The 16,750-nt window shown below is 73.6% G+C and carries 12 protein-coding genes and 1 pseudogene; 4 read left to right on the plus strand and 9 right to left on the minus strand.

Annotated elements, in window-relative coordinates; all coding sequences use genetic code 11:
• The 4 genes and pseudogenes from AB0J52_RS07410 to AB0J52_RS07425 form a co-directional block, all read right to left on the minus strand.
• Positions 1-377, minus strand: a pseudogene (locus AB0J52_RS07410) (hypothetical protein); the annotation flags it as partial.
• Positions 374-556, minus strand: a complete 183-nt coding sequence (locus AB0J52_RS07415; RefSeq protein WP_117357446.1) for a Trm112 family protein — start codon at positions 554-556, stop codon at positions 374-376. The pseudogene AB0J52_RS07410 and the gene AB0J52_RS07415, both read right to left, overlap by 4 nt.
• Complete coding sequence (locus AB0J52_RS07420) at positions 553-1,902, minus strand: phosphomannomutase/phosphoglucomutase (protein ID WP_500180713.1); 1,350 nt, start codon at positions 1,900-1,902, stop codon at positions 553-555. The genes AB0J52_RS07415 and AB0J52_RS07420 overlap by 4 nt, the downstream gene beginning before the upstream one ends.
• Positions 1,903-2,223: 321 nt before the next feature.
• Complete coding sequence (locus tag AB0J52_RS07425) at positions 2,224-2,580, minus strand: DUF3499 domain-containing protein (RefSeq protein ID WP_500180714.1); 357 nt, start codon at positions 2,578-2,580, stop codon at positions 2,224-2,226.
• Positions 2,581-2,740: 160 nt separating this feature from the next.
• Here AB0J52_RS07425 and AB0J52_RS07430 point away from each other — a divergent pair, with 160 nt between their 5' ends.
• Positions 2,741-3,175, plus strand: a complete 435-nt coding sequence (locus tag AB0J52_RS07430) for a metallopeptidase family protein (RefSeq protein ID WP_500180722.1) — start codon at positions 2,741-2,743, stop codon at positions 3,173-3,175.
• A 63-nt stretch (positions 3,176-3,238) separates the two neighbouring features.
• On the opposite strand, the gene AB0J52_RS07435 is transcribed toward AB0J52_RS07430, so the two are convergent.
• The 4 genes from AB0J52_RS07435 to AB0J52_RS07450 form a co-directional block, all read right to left on the minus strand.
• Positions 3,239-4,648 (minus strand): DUF5719 family protein, encoded by a 1,410-nt coding sequence (locus tag AB0J52_RS07435; protein ID WP_500180715.1) that lies wholly within the window; start codon positions 4,646-4,648, stop codon positions 3,239-3,241.
• Positions 4,645-7,965 carry a glycosyltransferase gene (locus AB0J52_RS07440; protein ID WP_500180716.1) on the minus strand — a complete coding sequence of 1,107 codons (3,321 nt, stop codon included), beginning with the start codon at positions 7,963-7,965 and terminating at the stop codon, positions 4,645-4,647. The genes AB0J52_RS07435 and AB0J52_RS07440 overlap by 4 nt, the downstream gene beginning before the upstream one ends.
• A 343-nt stretch (positions 7,966-8,308) precedes the next feature.
• Positions 8,309-8,524 carry a WhiB family transcriptional regulator gene (locus tag AB0J52_RS07445; protein ID WP_199486330.1) on the minus strand — a complete coding sequence of 72 codons (216 nt, stop codon included), beginning with the start codon at positions 8,522-8,524 and terminating at the stop codon, positions 8,309-8,311.
• A gap of 305 nt (positions 8,525-8,829) precedes the next feature.
• Positions 8,830-9,903 carry a hypothetical protein gene (locus tag AB0J52_RS07450; RefSeq protein WP_500180717.1) on the minus strand — a complete coding sequence of 358 codons (1,074 nt, stop codon included), beginning with the start codon at positions 9,901-9,903 and terminating at the stop codon, positions 8,830-8,832.
• 196 nt (positions 9,904-10,099) lie between these two features.
• Between AB0J52_RS07450 and cofD the strand changes: the two genes are divergently transcribed.
• The 3 genes from cofD to AB0J52_RS07465 all read left to right on the plus strand — a co-directional run bounded on the left by cofD (position 10,100) and on the right by AB0J52_RS07465 (position 13,882).
• Complete coding sequence (cofD, locus tag AB0J52_RS07455; RefSeq protein WP_500180718.1) at positions 10,100-11,053, plus strand: 2-phospho-L-lactate transferase; 954 nt, start codon at positions 10,100-10,102, stop codon at positions 11,051-11,053.
• Positions 11,050-12,336: a coenzyme F420-0:L-glutamate ligase gene (locus AB0J52_RS07460; protein WP_500180719.1), complete on the plus strand. Its 1,287-nt coding sequence runs from the start codon at positions 11,050-11,052 to the stop codon at positions 12,334-12,336. The genes cofD and AB0J52_RS07460 overlap by 4 nt, the downstream gene beginning before the upstream one ends.
• 301 nt (positions 12,337-12,637) lie before the next feature.
• Complete coding sequence (locus tag AB0J52_RS07465; protein ID WP_500180720.1) at positions 12,638-13,882, plus strand: C40 family peptidase; 1,245 nt, start codon at positions 12,638-12,640, stop codon at positions 13,880-13,882.
• 50 nt (positions 13,883-13,932) lie between these two features.
• Here AB0J52_RS07465 and AB0J52_RS07470 read toward each other — a convergent pair whose 3' ends face one another.
• On the minus strand, positions 13,933-16,584 hold the full coding sequence (locus tag AB0J52_RS07470) for a bifunctional FO biosynthesis protein CofGH (RefSeq protein ID WP_500180721.1): 2,652 nt from the start codon (positions 16,582-16,584) through the stop codon (positions 13,933-13,935).
• Between the last annotated feature and the right edge of the window lie 166 nt (positions 16,585-16,750).

Here is a 16,750-nt window from a genome sequence, read left to right on the forward strand (position 1 = left end):
CCGGAGCAGCACACGGCGAACACCAGGTCGGACTCGCCCACCCAGCCCGCCAGCCGCTGCTCGAGGACGGTCAGCACCGGCACCGGGCAGCCGGGCCCGCACACGGCGGCCAGCACGTCCCCGGAGATGCCCGAGCCGCCCATCCCCGTGACCACGACCGCCCGCGGACGGCCGTCGTCCGCGATCCGGTCGATCCCGGCCTCGGCGGCCAGCAGCCGCGCCTCGCGGATCTGCGCGGCGGACGAGGCGACCTGACGGAGCATGCCGCCCGGGTCGGCCGCCTCCGTCGCGACGCCGGTCTCCAGCCGGGACTCGTCCAGGCCCGCGCCGGCGGCCGGGCCCGGCGGAGCGCCGGGCCCCTCCGGTGCGGCGCTCACGAGGTGGGCGTCCGGGCCTCGTCCACGAGGAGCACCGGGATGTCGTCGCGCACCGGGTAGGCGTACTTGCACGTCCCGGTGCAGACCAGCTCACCGGCCTTGTCGTCCTGCTCCAGAGCGCCCCCGCAGTTGGGGCAGGCGAGGATCTCCAGCAGCCAGGAGTCGAGCTTCATCGTCACTTCTCCCTCACGATCGCCAGGACCTCGTCGCGCACCTCGGCCATGGTGGTCTCGTCGTCGGCCTCCGCGTTCAGGCGGAGCAGCGGTTCGGTGTTGGACGGGCGCAGGTTGAACCACCAGGTGTCGGTGCCGACCGTGAGCCCGTCCAGCTCGTCGACGGTCACGCCCGGACGGCCCTCGAACGCCTCGCGCACCCGGGCGGTGGCGGCGGCCTGGTCGGCGACCTCGCTGTTGATCTCGCCGGAGGCCGCGTACGGGCTGTACTCGGCCAGCATCCGCGACAGCGGGCCGGACTGGGTGCCGAGCGCGGCGAGCACGTGCAGCGCCGCGAGCATGCCCGAGTCGGCGAACCAGAAGTCCTTGAAGTAGAAGTGCGCCGAGTGCTCGCCGCCGAACACCGCGCCGCTCTCGGCCATCGTCTGCTTGATGAACGAGTGCCCGACCCGGGTGCGGACCGGCGTGCCGCCGTGCTCGCTGACGATCTCCGGGACGGCCTTGGAGGTGATCAGGTTGTGCACGATCGACGCGCCGGGGTGCTTGGCCAGCTCGCGGACGGCGACCAGCGCGGTGATCGCCGACGGGGGGACGATCTCGCCCCGCTCGTCCACGACGAAGCAGCGGTCGGCGTCGCCGTCGAAGGCGAGGCCGATGTCGGCGCCGGTCTCGCGCACCTTGGCCTGCAGGTCGCGCAGGTTCTCCGGCTCGATCGGGTTGGCCTCGTGGTTGGGGAAGGTGCCGTCGAGCTCGAAGTACAGCGGCACCAGGTCGATCGGCAGGCCCTCGAACACGGTCGGGACGGTGTGCCCGCCCATGCCGTTGCCCGCGTCCACCACGACCTTCAGCGGCCGGATGCCGGACAGGTCGACCAGCTGCTTCAGGTGCTCGGCGTACCCGTGGAGCATGTCCTGCCGGGTGACCCGGCCGGGCTCGCCGTCGTAGGCCGGGACGCCGTTCTCGACCAGCTCGCGGATCTCGGTCAGCCCGGTGTCGCGGCCGACCGGGCGGGCGCCCGACCGGCACAGCTTGACGCCGTTGTACCGGGCCGGGTTGTGGCTGGCGGTGAACATCGCGCCGGGCACGTCGAGCGCGCCGGAGGCGTAGTAGAGCAGGTCGGTGGAGCCGAGGCCCGCCTCGACCACGTCCGCGCCCTGGGACGTGGCGCCGCGCGCGAACGCGGCGGCCAGCGGCTCGGACGAGGTGCGCATGTCGTGGGCCGTGACGACCTTGCGGGCGCCGGTCACACGGACGAAGGCCGCGCCGACGCGCTCCACGGTCTCGGCGTCGAGCTCGTCCGGGACCACGCCCCGGATGTCGTACGCCTTGAAGATCTTGGCGAGGTCGCCCACTCCTGCTCCCCGGTTTGCCGACACTGACGGAAACCGAGCCTACCGGCGGCGGGCACCGCGGGGCGGAGCACACCCTGCCTGTGGATAACTCCGGGAACCCGGACACCCTCCGGGAGTGCCGGGGAGACGGACGATCACCCCGTCAGGGCCCCCAGGTGAGCCCATGGGCGACGCGCGGCGCGCCGCGGGGAAATACCGGGCCGTCCGGTGGGAGGGCCCGTCCGGGCCGCTCAGCGGCTCCAGCCGGCGCGTGGGCGACGCGGACGGACGCCGGGCCCCTCGGAACGACAGGGCGCTCCCCCCAGCCGAATCGGGAAGTGATCAGTCGGTGCTGCGCAGGACGCGCAGGTGCCCCTTGCGGCCGACCTCGGTGGCCTGCCCGATGGGCTCCTCGCGGTCGCCGGGGGCCGGGCGGCCCGCCTCGCGGACCGCGTCGGCGAGGGCCTCCAGGTCGTCGGCGCTGGGTTCGGTCTCGGTCTCGACGGGGAGGCGGACCAGTTCCCAGCCCATGGGGGCGGTGAGCCGCTCGGAGTGCTCCGCGCACAGGTCGTAGCAGTGCGGCTCGGCGTACGTGGCGAGCGGCCCCAGGACCGCGGTCGAATCGCGGTACACATACGTGAGCGTGAAGACTGCGGGCGCCTTGCAGGCGGTGCGGGAGCAGATGCGGACGGGGCTCACGATGGCCGACCGTACCCCGCCGCGACGGCGTCCGCCACCACCGCGCGGCACGTGTCGCCGTTACCGGTCGATTTCCGCGATAACGATCACAATCCGTGAGGGCGCCGGGCGGGCGGGGCGAAAGCGCGCGCGGGGGTACTCTGGACGAGTGCGATCCCGTGTGGCAGGCGCGGGCCGCCCTTCGGCAGGCCCCCAGACCAGGCGCCGCGACCGGCACGGCCGCGGCCTGCGTGGTCCCCTCACGCCCCCGCGGTCGCCGATCTCGCGTACCCGCGCCGAACGGTTCGACGACCTGGTGGCCGACGAGGTCCGCCGCATCGCCCAGCGATGGGGCCGTGAGCTCGCCCAGGTCGAGTTCGCGGTCGAGGACGTCCCGGAGACCCCGCTGCCCCCGGAGGGCCCCGTGCCGCTGGGTGCGACGCTGCCCGGCGACGGCGGACGGCCCGTCCGGGTGGTGATCTACCGGCGTCCGGTGGAGGCGCGCGCGACGACCGAGCGCGAGCGGGCCCGGCTGGTGCGCGACCTGCTCGTGGAGGAGGTCGCCGACCTGCTGGGCATGTCCCCCGAGACGGTCGACCCGAGCTACGAGGAATAGCCCTCCCGGCCGGCGGACACGCCCCTGGGCGGGACGCCTGGGAGGCCCGGCGGCGAGCGGTGGTCAGTCCAGCGCGTGGTGAGTGTCGTGCGCGGGCGGAAGCATCTGGGCGAGCGGCGACGGAGGCACCGGTTCCGCCGTGACCAGCCCGGACGTGACGAGCGTGCTCCCGGCGTAGACCGGGCCGTCGGCCTCGACGCGGAGACCGGTTGCGGCCAGGCCCTTCGTGCCGGGCAGGAAGTAGGACGTCTCGATCGTCCGGCCCGCCGGGACGGCCAGAGTGCGGGAATCGCCGCCGCCCACGGGCGTGAGGGTGACCGTGACGGCCCGGGTGAGGGCGGTCAGGATGAGGCCGCCGCCCAGCCGCGCGTCCGGGATCGCGCCGGGGCCGGTGTCGGGCCCCAGGGGCGCGGACGATGTGCCGAAGGCCACATCCGGCCCGCGCGTGGCGGAGAACCCCGCCACGACCGGCTTGTCCGAGTCGACCAGGACCGCGGCCGGACGCCCCGACAGCGCCCCTCGCAGGTCGTACGTCGTCACGGTGCGGGGCCGCCCGGCGGACACGTCGTCCTGTCCTTTGAGCGGTACGACCCCGTCCGGCCCGACGAGGCGGACTCGGATCCTCGCGCTCTCCTCCCCCGGAACGGCGACCAGAAGCCGCCGGTCGCCCGGCCCGCTCGGCACGCCGGGCAGGACCAGCCGGGTCGCGGGGGTCGGCGAGATCGGCTCCCAGTCGATGCCGTGACCAGGGGAAACCCGCACGCGCAGGGCCGCGGCGACGCGTCCGGAGGTGGCCCGCACACGCAGGGCGAGGTCGTGCGCCGCCTGGACGACGGCTCCCAGCCCTTCCCGGGACTGGCCGATCCGCACGACGCGCGTGGTGTGCGGGGCCACCGCGACGCCCTGCCCGTCGAGGGTGTCCAGTGGGCCTTCCCCGGAGAGCGCGGTCAGGTCCACGGACGCGGGGTTGTCGTCCACGTTGGTGAGGCGGAGCCGCAGGTCCTCGGCCGCGAGCGGGCCCGGCCCCAGGAACCACTGGTCGAACCCCGGCTGGACGCAGCGCGCGGCTGCTGCGCCCCGGTCGCGTCCATGCGGCCAGACCGTCGTCCAGCGCGCGGCCAGGCCGGCGGCCAGGTCGCCGTCCGCGCGCACGAGGACGCTGGTCTTCTCACGAGCGCCGAGGTCACCCGTCCAGTGCTGCCCGGGGGACGTGAGCACCGCCGCGCGCGGTCCCTCGACGGAGACGCGTCCGCGCCCGTTCGGGACCGGAGCGGTCTGGACCGCGACACGTCCCGCTTCTCCTCCGGGGCATACCAGCACGGCGCTCTTGATGGCCTGCTGAACGGGCTTCACCGCTCGGTCGTCTTCGGAAGGACGGGTAACGGTGGCCGTCCCGTAGAGCGCGGCCAAGGCCACGGGTGCCGACACGGCGACGACGTATCTGTTCCTGAGCAGTCCGGGTTCGAGCTTCATGACCGCTCCTCATCCGTCGCGCTGGTTGCGGCCTTGTCCATCGCGGGCGGAGCCTCAGCCTCCTGCGCGCGCGACGGACGGCTGCTGAAAGGACGCGACCGGGTGTGGGATGCCGGGCGGTGACGTCGGCCAATGGCCTCATCGGGCTTCTTGCGAATCTGACGGGTGGCGCGGCGCAGCGCTGTGGCGGCCGTCGTAGGGGCTCGGCGCGCGTGCGAGCGCGTGTTCCGGGCCGTCGCCGGGTCCGGCTCGTCCGCGCGCGCACCGGGAAGGGCCAAGGCCAGGACCAGCAGCGCCAACGCCCCTTGCACGCCTATCCAGATCTGGCGTGTGAGCATGCCGTGCGACAAGGCGAACGTCCCGCCCGCCGCCGGGATCTCGTACGCGCGCGACCAGCCATTCGTTCGATGGCCCTTCAACGGGCGTCCGTCGAATGTGGCGTGCCAGCCTCCGTCGTCCGGTTCGGCCACCGTCAGGGTGCGAGGACCCGTGCCCGGCGGGATACGGACGCTCGTCCGGGCGGCGCGGGTTCCACCGGGCAGAATCTTGACCGCCTGGCCGTCCTGGAGCGTGAGGCGTCCAGCGGGGGCGCGGATCTCCCAGCTCGCAAAGTCGGCCGTGCGGCTCTGCCGGTCCAGTTCGGGCGAGGCGTCCAGCACCGGGGTCAGCGGGTCGTCGCCGGGGTGCCTGACCAGCAGGTACCGGACGCCCAGTGCGCTGAACCCGGGGGCCTCGTCGGTGTCCGTGCCGCCCGCGATTCCGGAGACGAGCGCCTCGAGGCGCTTTCGCCCGGACGCGTCGTCCGGCACGGAGGCGTCGGCGGGAGCGGGGGCGGTACCGCGCAGAACGGTGTAGTCCACCTGCCCGGACGGGTCGTGCCGCAGCACGACCGTGCGCGCGCCCGTGGAGTCGTGCAAGAAGATCGGGACGGTGTCGGGATTGAAGCGGCTCAGGGGGCCGTCCGTGCCGTCCGCGATCCACACGGCTGCGGCGAGGACAGGCGTCGCGCAGGCCGCGCCGAGCAGCAGCACTCCCCCTGCGCGCGCGAGGCGGCCCGTCCCGGCGAGAGCGAAAGCCGCGCGTCGTAGGCCAACCGAGGCTGCGACCAGTGCCCCTACCCCCGCGACCAGCAGCGGAACACCGGGCCAGTAGGGCGCGCTGTCGGCCCCGGACACGGCGGTGAGACCACTCAGCAGGACCGCCGTCAGCAGGCCGGAAAGCAGCACGCTCCAGCCGGTCAGGACGAGTCCGCGTCGCTCGCGCACGAGGAGGGCCACCAGAGCGGCCAGTCCGAGCCCGGCCGCCGCCCAAGGCATGGCGGGGCCTCCCGGAGCCAGCCCGAGCAGGCCGGCGGCCGTCGCGGGCGCGCGTCCGGACGGCAGGGTCCCGGCCTCCAGGAGGAAGCGCGACGGATGCAGGAACAGGCCCAGCGTCCACGGGCCGAGCAGCAGCGGCGGGACGGCGACGACAATGAGCATGTTGCGCGCGCCCCGGTCCACGGGTAGTCCGCGCGGGGCCGTGACCAGGACGGCTGCCATCACGACCAGGACCCAGACCAGGGGCACGAACGCCATCGCGATGGCCAAGAGCAGTGCCGTGCCCCAGGCTGCGCGCCCCGACGCACGCATGCCCACGGCGTCGGTGAGGGCCCGGTAGGCGAGCAGCGCGATCAGAGGCAGCAGGACGATGACGACGGACGTGCCCAGCCGTCCGTCCGCGATCGCTCCGGTGGCTGCGGGCAGGAGCGCATAGGTGCCCGCGGCCCAGAGGCGCAGCACCGCCCGGAAGGGCGTGCGCGGCGGGATGAGGCGACGAACCGCGATGAGCGCGGTCACCCCCGCCAACGGCACGCTGCCCAGCAACAGGACGTTGACGGCCAACCACGGCTTGCCGAACGCGAGTGTGGACACCAGCGCGAGCACGGCCACCCATGGCGGCGTCCCGGCGTCAGTGCCGAGGCCGGTCGGATGCCAACCCGCCGCATAGGCGGCCCAGAGGTCGGACGCGCCGCCCGTTGGTGCGGTCAGCGCACCGCCCGTGAGACGCGAACCCGCCGTGACCAGCGACCGTTCCGCCGCGATGGACACAACGGCGAGGGCGAGGACGAGCAGTACGCCCGGGCGCGCGAGGAAGCGAAGCATCACGCGTCGGCTGCGTTCCTCCAGCGGCGCCTTCTCACGTTCAGCCGCTCGCCGTTCGTCCCGTGCGGCGAGCCAGATGTGCAGCGCCTCGTTGGCGCGCCTCCGCGCCACCCCATGCGCCATCAGGCTGCGCTGGATGTACCGGTGCGCGTGCCGGCGTCCGTCCGAGCGCGCGGACCGTGCGCGCCACAGCCGCCTCGGCGAGCGCAGGACGGCCATGAACGCGCCGAGCTCCTGTCCGGCCGCCTCCCGCCGCTTCAGGAGCAGCATCCACGCGATCTGGAGCGCCGTGGACCAGGCGATGCGCGCGAACGTCTTGGGCAGCGCGCGGGCGGGCCGGTTGGCGAGCAGCGTCAGCAGCGCGTTGCGGCGGTCGAGGCGGCGGACCGGCTCGTCGGTCATCCCGAGGCCGCGCAAGCCTCGCCGCGCCGCTTCCGCGTGGTGGACGACCGCGCCCGTCACGACGACGACCCGCTGCCCGGCGGCGTGCGCGCGGAAGCACAGGTCCGCGTCGTCGCGGAACAGCCCGAACGAGGGGTCCAGGCCGCCGAGCCGGTCCCACAGGTCCCGGCGGACGAGCATCCCTGCGCTGCTCACCACGAGGACGTCGCGGTCCCCGTCGTGCTGCCCCTGGTCGAAGTCGCCGGGGTCGATGCCGGTGTCGCGGCGTCCGGCGCCGTCCATGGACTCTCCGACCGAGAGCAGGACGCGGCGGTCCGTCCACTCGCGGAGCTTCGGTCCGAGCACTCCGATGCGCGGATCGGCGTCGGCCGCCCGCAGCAGGCGCGCGAGCGCGTCAGGCGCGGGCGCGGAGTCGTCGTGCAGCAGCCACACCCATTCGACCCGGTCCGCTCCGTCCTCCCCTGAGGCGGGGCCTGCGTCTGCCGCTGCTCGGGGGACGGACGCGTAGGGCGGGGTCACGGCGGGATGACGCAGCGCTTCGGCGACGGCCTCGCCGTAACCGGTCGTCCGCGGGAGCCGGAGGACGGCGTCCGGGCCGACGACCTCGGCGGCGACGTCCGGGCCGCGGTCGGTGCTGCCGGTGTCGGCGACGACCAGGCGCTGGACGGGCCGCGCCTGGGTGAGCAGTGCCTTCAGCGCCTCCGGCAGCCACCGCGCCCCGTCGTGCGTGACGAGGACGGCGGTGACGACGTGCCGGTCGAGTGGGGAGGGCAACGGGAGATCGCTCCAAGGTCGGCGGCATGACCCCGCGCCGGCGCCCCCTGCCGACTCGGCCGACCACTGTACGCGCGGCCGCCCGACTTCGCCCGAGAACCAACCCTTTCGCCCGACATGATCATGTCCGGGCCCCGGGCAGAGAAGAGCGACGGCACGGGGAGTCCCGTGCCGTCGCTCTTCTCTGCCTTTCGGTTCCTTCCCGCACGCGCCCCGGGACGGGTGCCCGCAACCGTGCCGCGAACGGCACAGGGAAGCGGTGCGCGGGCACGCGAGCCCATGGGGCGCGCGGCGGTCGCCGGCCCGGACCGCCGGGGACGGAGCCCGGCGGTCAAGGCGACGGTCAGACGGCCTGGCGCTTCAACTTGCGGCGCTCACGCTCCGACAGTCCGCCCCATATTCCGAAACGCTCGTCGTGCTCTAGCGCGTACTCCAGGCACTCGGCCCGGACCTCGCATGCGCGGCACACCTTCTTGGCTTCGCGAGTGGAGCCGCCCTTCTCCGGAAAAAACGCCTCCGGGTCCGTCTGCGCGCACAGGGCGCGCTCCTGCCAGCCCATCTCTTCGCCGTCTGTGCCGTGCGCCAGCGGGATCACTACCTCGCTCACAGCGCACCTCCTAGCCCGTGGAGCCCCCCTGGTCGATGCCTTCTCCCAGGCTCCATCCCCCGAGAAGGCATTGAACTACACCGACGAAATTACACGCGTGTAGTGCCCGCTCCGTCAAGCCGAACGAGTTTCCATGTGGGCAAAGAGGGTTTTTTGGGAGATCACGTACGCCGGTTCAACGCGGTTTTGCTCCCGCGTGGACGTGCGACCACGCCGCGCCGACCTCCGCGAATGAAAGATCGGAAAATCTCACCGCGTCACTGCGGCGGACGGTTGTCCCGGTACCAGTCGCCGTCCTCTTCCGCACCGGGCTGCTGCTGCCCCGGCTGAGCGTGCTGGCCGGACTGGCCCGGCTGCCCGTGCTGCCCCTGCTGGGGCTGCTCGCCGGTGCTCCGGCTGCCGCCGTAGGCACGCGTCCACTCGCCCATCTCGTCCTCGTCCGGAGCCGTCTGGGACTCGGACCCCTGCTGCTGCTCCGCGCCGCCCTGCGCGGCCTGCCCGGGCTGGGCGCCGGGCTGCTGCTGGTACCCGGGCTGGCCGTAGTACGCCTGGTAGCCCTGCTGCTGGCCGTACTGCTGCGGCGCGGACTGGCCCTGCTGGCCCGGCTGGCCCGGCTGGCCCGTCTGCCCCGGCTGGCCGCCGGTCGCGCCCTGCTGGCCGTATCCGGCCTGGCCGTACTGCTCCTGGCCGTACTGCTGGCCCTGCTGCTCGCCGTACTGCTGCCCCGGCTGCTGCTGCCCGTGCTGCCCGTACGCGCCCGGCTGGCCGTAGTGCTGCTGGTCGCCGTAGGGCTGCTGGCCGTACGGCTGCTGCTCACCGACCTGCTGCTGGCCGCCGGGCTGGTAGCCGAAGCCCGGGTACTGGCCGGGGGCGGGCGGTCCGGCCGGACGGCCCGGCTGCATGCCCTGCAGGACGGTCAGGACGTACCAGGCGCCGAGGCCGATCACCGCGAGCTTGGCCGCGCCGTACAGGAACGCCGACAGCTTGCCGACCGCCGTGGCGTACTCGGACCCGGCGAACATGCTGGCCAGCCAGCAGATCACCCCGATCAGGGCCATCCCGCCGAGCACCCCGAGCGCGCCGACCACGATGGTGCGCGCCTGCGGCGTCGGCCCCTCCGGACGCGCGGACACCAGCCAGACGGCGAACGCGAGCATGCCGGTGACCGCGACGTTGGTGAAGGTTCCGCCGACGGTCTCGTTCAGGGCGTGGAAGGTGAACGGGCCGCGCCCGAAGAGAGCGACGATGCCCGCGAACAACTGGACACCCGCGGCGGCGAGCAGGATCCAGGCTGCCGGTTCGCGCAGGCGCTGGACGGCTTCCTTGTTCACGGCGACATCTCCCGGTGGTGACGGTTGCGTTTTCCGGATTCGAGAAAAAGCTTCGCACATCCGGGCACGCCATGCCCGCAGCGCCCCACGACCGGAGAACACGCCCGCCATTCCTTCCGCGGACGGCCGGGAACGCACCGCGACCAGGGCCACCCGGGCGCACGGGCGGCGTCCCGACCGCCTCTAGGCTGGGGACATGAGGATCGTGGCGCTGGCGGGCGGTATCGGTGGGGCCCGCTTCCTGCGCGGACTGCGGGCGGCCGCCCCCGAGGCCGACATCACCGTGATCGGCAACACCGGAGACGACATCTCCCTGTTCGGACTCCGGGTCTGCCCGGATCTGGACACGGTGATGTACACCCTCGGCGGGGGCATCAACGAGGAACAGGGCTGGGGGCGGCGAGACGAAAGTTTCACCGTCAAGGAAGAACTTCTTGAATACGGCGTCGGGCCGTCCTGGTTCGGATTGGGCGACCGCGACTTCGCGACGCACATCGTCCGGACGCAGATGCTGGCGGCCGGGTACCGGCTGTCCGCGGTGACGGAGGCGCTGTGCGACCGGTGGAAGCCGGGCGTGCGGCTGATCCCGATGACCGACGACCAGGTCGAGACGCACGTCGTCGTGGACGACCCCGAGCACGGCCGCCGCGCGATCCACTTCCAGGAGTGGTGGGTGCGGCTGCGCGCGTCGCTGCCCGCGGTGTCGATCGCCGCGGTCGGCGCGGACGAGGCCAAGCCCGCGCCCGGCGTGCTGAAGGCGGTCGAGGCCGCCGACGTGGTGCTGTTCCCGCCGTCCAACCCGGTGGTCAGCATCGGGACGATCCTGTCGGTCCCCGGCATTAAGGACGCGGTTGCGAAGAAGACCGTCGTCGGGGTGTCGCCGATCGTGGCCGGCGCGCCGGTGCGCGGCATGGCGGACGCGTGCCTGACGGCGATCGGCGTGGAGACGTCCGCGCGGGCGGTCGCCGAGCACTACGGCCCGGACCTGATCGACGGCTGGCTCGTGGACGAGGCCGACGGCGGCGTGGCCGTGGAGGGCGTGGAGGTCCGGTCCCGGCCGCTGCTGATGAGCGACCCGGAGGCGACGGCGGCGATCGCGCGCGCGGCGCTCGACCTGGCCGAGGAGCTGGCGGAGGGAACGGGCCGGTGAGCTTCCAGGTCTTCGGCGTCCCCGGGATGCCCGAGGTGGAGGAGGGTGCGGACATCGCCGCGCTGATCCCCGCCGACCTCGTCCAGGACGGCGACATCCTGGTCGTCACGTCCAAGATCGTGAGCAAGGCGGAGGGCCGGACGCTCGTCGCCGACGATCGCGAGAAGGCGATCGACGCGGAGACCGTCCGGGTCGTCGCGCGCCGCGCCCACGAGCACGGTGAGACGCGCATCGTCGAGACGCGGCACGGCCTGGTGCTGGCCGCCGCGGGCGTCGACGCGTCCAACACCGCGCCCGGCACCGTCCTGCTGCTGCCCGACGATCCGGACGCGTCCGCCCGGCGCATCCGCGCGCGCGTGCGCGAGCTGACCGGCGCGAACGTGGCGGTGCTGGTGTCGGACACCATGGGCCGCCCCTGGCGCAACGGGCTGACCGACAACGCGATCGGCGTCGCCGGGCTCGCGCCTCTGGACGACTTCCGCGGCCGCACCGACGCCTATGGGAACGCCTTGCACGCGACCGTCACGGCCGTCGCCGACGAGCTGGCCTCGGCCGCCGAGCTGGCCAAGGGCAAGCTCGCGGGCGTGCCGGTGGCCGTCGTGCGCGGGCTGGACGAACTGGTGACCGACGCCGACGGGCCCGGCGCGCGCGCCCTGCTCCGCTCCCCTGACCAGGACATGTTCCGGTACGGCTCGGCGGAGGTGCTGTACGCGCGCCGCACGATCCGCGAGTTCACCGACGAGCCGGTCGATCCGTCGGCGGTCCGGCGCGCGGTCGCCGCCGCGATCACCGCACCCGCCCCGCACCACACCACGCCGTGGCGGTTCGTCCTGCTGGAGTCGGCCGGGTCGCGGCTGCGCCTGCTGGACGCGATGCGCGACGCGTGGGAGGCCGACCTGCGCCGCGACGGCAAGTCCGAGGAGTCGATCGCCAAGCGGCTCCGGCGCGGCGACGTGCTGCGGCGCGCGCCGTACCTGGTCGTCCCGTGCCTGGTGATGGACGGCTCGCACGACTACCCCGACGAGCGCCGGTCGGCGGCCGAGCGCGAGATGTTCGTGGTCGCGACGGGCGCGGGCGTGCAGAACCTGCTGGTCCAGCTGGCCGTGGAGGGGCTCGGCTCGTGCTGGGTGTCGTCCACGATGTTCTGCCGGGACGTCGTGCGCGAGGTTCTGGACCTGCCCGCCGGCTGGGACCCGATGGGCTGCGTGGGCGTCGGCCACGCGGCCGCGCCGCCGCGGCAGCGCCCGCCTCGTTCGGCGGAGGCCTTCATCGAAGTCCGCTGAGTCCCTTCCGCGACAGGGCCCCGATGCCTCCGGGCATCGGGGCCCTGACTTCTGTCGCGAGAAAATCAACCGGTCGTGTCAATTTCGCCCTCACGTAGCGCGGCAAGTCGGTACCTAGCTGCACAAACACCCCCTTCAGCCGATAATGCGAATCCCGCCCTCACCGCAACCGATTTATGTCAGGATTCCGGCGTCTTACATCCGAAGGACGCCCAAGGCGCCCCGGGGAGGTTTCCGCCTCATGAGACTGCACAAAAACCCGTTCGGCGTGAAATTTCCGGTATACGGAACCGCCATCGCCATGACCGCGGCATCCGGCCCGGCTCCCGGAGCCGGTGAATTCCGCGCCGAGCCCGCCCCCTCAATCGGACGGCAAAACATTCACCAGTTCCCCGCCAAGGACGATCTAAACGGCCGGGCGGGAAAATCTCTCAACTCGGGCACCGTCAAGTTCGGCCAGTACCGCAGGGGCCGCGGCGTCCCGGTCGTCTGCCAGGACGACGGCGAGGTCGCCCACGGCTCGGTCATCTGGGACTACACGGCCGACAGGACGTGGGTGCCCGACCACGACGTCAGGACCGGCTCCGACGGCTTCGCCCCCGGCGTCCCGCGCTGCGGCAGCTCCCGCCGGCCCGGCTCGCGGACCCTCACGGCCTCGGCCGACCTGGCCGGGCGGTCCGGCAAGGGGCTCTCCTCCCCGACCCGGCGCGTCTACAAGAAGGGCACGCCGGTCACGCTCACCTGTCAGGCGTACGGCGACTTCGCCGCCGCCGTCCCGTCCGGCGGCGGCTCCCGCCCCGCCCCGGCCGCCGGCGCCCCTCCCGTCGGCCCGTCCACAGGCAACCTCAACGCGGGGCCGTCCGGCGAGGGCTCCTACATCTGGGACCGCACCCGGGAACGGCTCTGGGTCGCGGACGCGCACCTCAGGCCCGGAGCCGGCGGCTTCCTGAAGAGCCTGCCGCGCTGCGACGACGATCCACCGACCGACGGCGGCGCCGCGAAGGGCGGCGGTAAGCGGACGTCCGACTGCTTCAGCCCCACCGCCGTCCACGGACGCGACGAGGGGCCGGGCGGCGTGAACGACGGCACCGCCGCCCACCGGCGCGCCCGCATCGTCGCCGCCGCCCGTTCGATGACCGGGCACGGCTACAGCTACGCGTGGGGCGGCGGCGGCAAGGGCGGCCCGTCCTGCGGCATCGCGTCGCCGAGCCCCGGCGGCCACGTCGACTACCGGCGCTACGGGTTCGACTGCTCAGGGCTGAGCAGCTACGCGGTCTGGAAGGCGCTCGGCGTCGACCCGGGCGCGGACACCCGCCACCAGTACCGCAGCCCGCACGGCCGCAAGGTCTCCTGGGCGCACCGCCTGCCGGGCGACCTGCTGTTCTGGGGGCGCGGCACGGCGAACTCGACCTACCACGTCGCCGTTTACGCGGGCGGCGGCCGCATCATCGAGGCCGCTCCCCCGCGCGGCGCGACCAGCATCCACGTGAAGCGCGCGTACGGCTCGCGGCACTGGATGCCGTCCCTGATCCGCTTCGCCTACTAGCGGACCCTGTGCGGAGGGCTTCGAAGCGCCCTCCGCACGCTCCCCGTCCCTCAGGGGGAGATGAGCGGAAGCGCCCGTCCCCGGCCCGGCGTCCGGTTCCGGTCGCCGCCGAAGTGCCCGATGCCGTCCGTGCGGCGGGCCGCCTCGATCCGCTCGGCGGTCGGGACGCCGTACAGCGTCGTGCGCTGCTTCGCCGGACGGCCCGCGCGGGCCGCGATGCCCTCCAGTTCGCTGATCGCTTTGAAGGAACCGTTCTCCGAGCCCGCCATACGGCTGATGGTCTCCTCCATGAGCGTGCCGCCCAGGTCGTTGACGCCGCCTTGCAGGACGCGCGTGCACAGCTCGTCCCCGAGCTTGACCCACGACGTCTGGATGTTGGCGATCGAGCCGTGCAGCAGGATGCGCGCGAGGGCGTGGACGGCGACGTTCTCCCGGACGGTCGGCCCCGGACGCGCGAGTCCGGCCAGGTAGATCGGCGAGTTGTGGTGGACGAACGGCAGCAGCACGAACTCGCTGAACCCGCCCGTCCGGTCCTGGATCGACCGCAGCAGCCGGATGTGCGCGACCCAGTGCGCGGGCGTGTCCACGTGGCCGTACATCATCGTGGACGTCGTCCGGATGCCCAGCTCGTGCGCGGTCGTGACGACCTCGACCCACTGGTCGGCGGGCAGCTTGCCCTTGGTCAGCACCCAGCGGACGTCGTCGTCGAGGATCTCCGCGGCCGTGCCGGGCAGCGAGTCCACGCCCGCCTCCCGCGCCGCGATCAGCCACTCCCGGACGGACAGGTCCGTGCGCGCGACGCCGTTGACGACCTCCATCGGGCTGTAGGAGTGCAGGTGGATCTCCGGCGCGCGCCTCTTCACCTCGCGCGCGAGATCGAAGTAGGCGGTTCCGGGCAGGTCGGGATGGATGCCGCCCTGCATGCAGATCTCGGTCGCGCCCGCCGCCCACGCCTCGTCCACGCGGTCGCCGACCTGCTCCAGGGAGAGCGTGTAGGCGTCGGCGTCCGTGCGGCGCTGCGCGAACGCGCAGAACCGGCAGCCGGTGTAGCAGACGTTGGTGAAGTTGATGTTCCGCGTGACGACGTAGGTGACGTCGTCGCCGACCGCTTCGCGGCGCAGGTCGTCGGCGAGGCGGGTCAGCGCGTCCAGTTCGGGGCCGTCGGCGTGCAGGAGCGCAAGGGCCTCGTCGTCGGAGAGCCCCGCCGGGTCGCGTTCGGCGGCGGACAGCGCGGCCTTGACGTCGGCGTCGAAGCGCCGCGGACGGGACGAGTCGTGCCGCGGGTCGGCCGCCTCGTGCCGCGGACCGCCGGACGAGATGCGTTCGCGCGTCGCGTCCCAGTCGCCGTAGACGGAGTCGAAGTCGTCGCGCCGGTCGGCGGTGCGGCCCTCGGTGTCGATGGAGACGTGCAGGTCGGTGCGTCCGGACGAGGTGAAGCCGCCGTCCGGCTCCTGCCACGGCCGTCCTTCCGGCACGGCGTCCTCGCGGGCCAGGCCGGTCCCGGGGTCGGCGAGCGCGGCGACGTGCGCGGCCAGGCGGGGGTCGAGCCACGGCTCGCCGCGCCGGACGTACTCGGGATAGATCGTCAGGCGCTCGCGCAGCGTGAAGCCCGCCTCGGCGGTGCGCGCGGCGAGCTCCTCGATCTGCGGCCAGGGCCGCTCCGGGTTCACGTGGTCGGGGGTGAGCGGCGAGACCCCGCCCCAGTCGTCGATCCCGGCGCGCAGCAGCAGCCGGTACTGGTCGTCCACCAGGTTCGGCGGGGCCTGGACGCGCGCCCTCGGCCCGAGGACGAGCCGCGCGACCGCGATCGTCGCGGCGAGCTCCTCGAGTTCGGCGTCGGGGGTGTCGCGCATCTTGGTGTCCGGCTTGGCGCGGAAGTTCTGGACGATGACCTCCTGCACCGCGCCGTACTCGCGCATCGTCCGGCGGATGGCGAAGATCGCGTCCGCGCGCTCCTCGACCGTCTCGCCGATGCCGATCAGGATGCCGGTGGTGAACGGGACGTTGCTGCGCCCGGCGTCCTCCAGCACCCGCAGCCGGACGGCCGGGTCCTTGTCGGGCGAGCCGAAGTGCGGGCCGCCGCGCTCGCTGAACAGGCGCGTCGCGGTCGTCTCCAGCATCATCCCCATGGACGGCGCGACCGGCTTGAGCCGCTGGAAGTCGCGCCAGGTCAGCACGCCGGGGTTCAGGTGCGGCAGGAGGCCGGTCTCCTCCAGCACGCGGACGGCCATCGCGCGCACGTAGGAGAGCGTGTCGTCGTAGCCGTGGGCGTCCAGCCACTCGCGGGCCGGCTTCCAGCGGTCCTCGGGACGGTCGCCGAGGGTGAACAGCGCCTCCTTGCAGCCCATCGCCGCGCCCCGCCGGGCGATCTCCAGCACCTCGTCCGGGCTGAGGTAGGGCGCGTCCAGGCGGTGCGGGACGGTCGCGAAGGTGCAGTAGCCGCAGCGGTCCCGGCACAGCCGGGTGAGCGGGATGAAGACCTTGCGGCTGTAGGTGATCACGCCGGGCCGGCCGGCGGCCGCGAGGCCCGCGTCGCGGACGCGGCCGGCGTGGGCCAGCAGGTCGTCCAGCCGCTCGCCCCGGGCGTGCAGCAGGATGGCGGCCTCGGCCCGGTCGAGCGTCTTGCCGTCGCGCGCCCGCGCGAGCGCCCGGCGGAGGGCGGTGTCGGAGGGAGCGGGTGCACGCGTGCTCTCAACGTCCATGCGCGCACTCTATGCCAAGCGTCATATTCGCGTCCCGCGCGGGGGGCGGGTAGCACTCGGGCGGATCGGCGGGAGGTCCCAGCGGGCTCGTTCCCCGTTCCGCCCGCCGGGAACCGGGGACGGGCGGTCAGCGGGCCGGTGTCGCGGACCCGCCGGGCACGCGGGG

It is taken from the genome of Spirillospora sp. NPDC049652 (assembly GCF_040675125.1).
In the GTDB taxonomy this organism is placed as follows: Bacteria; Actinomycetota; Actinomycetes; order Streptosporangiales; family Streptosporangiaceae; genus Spirillospora.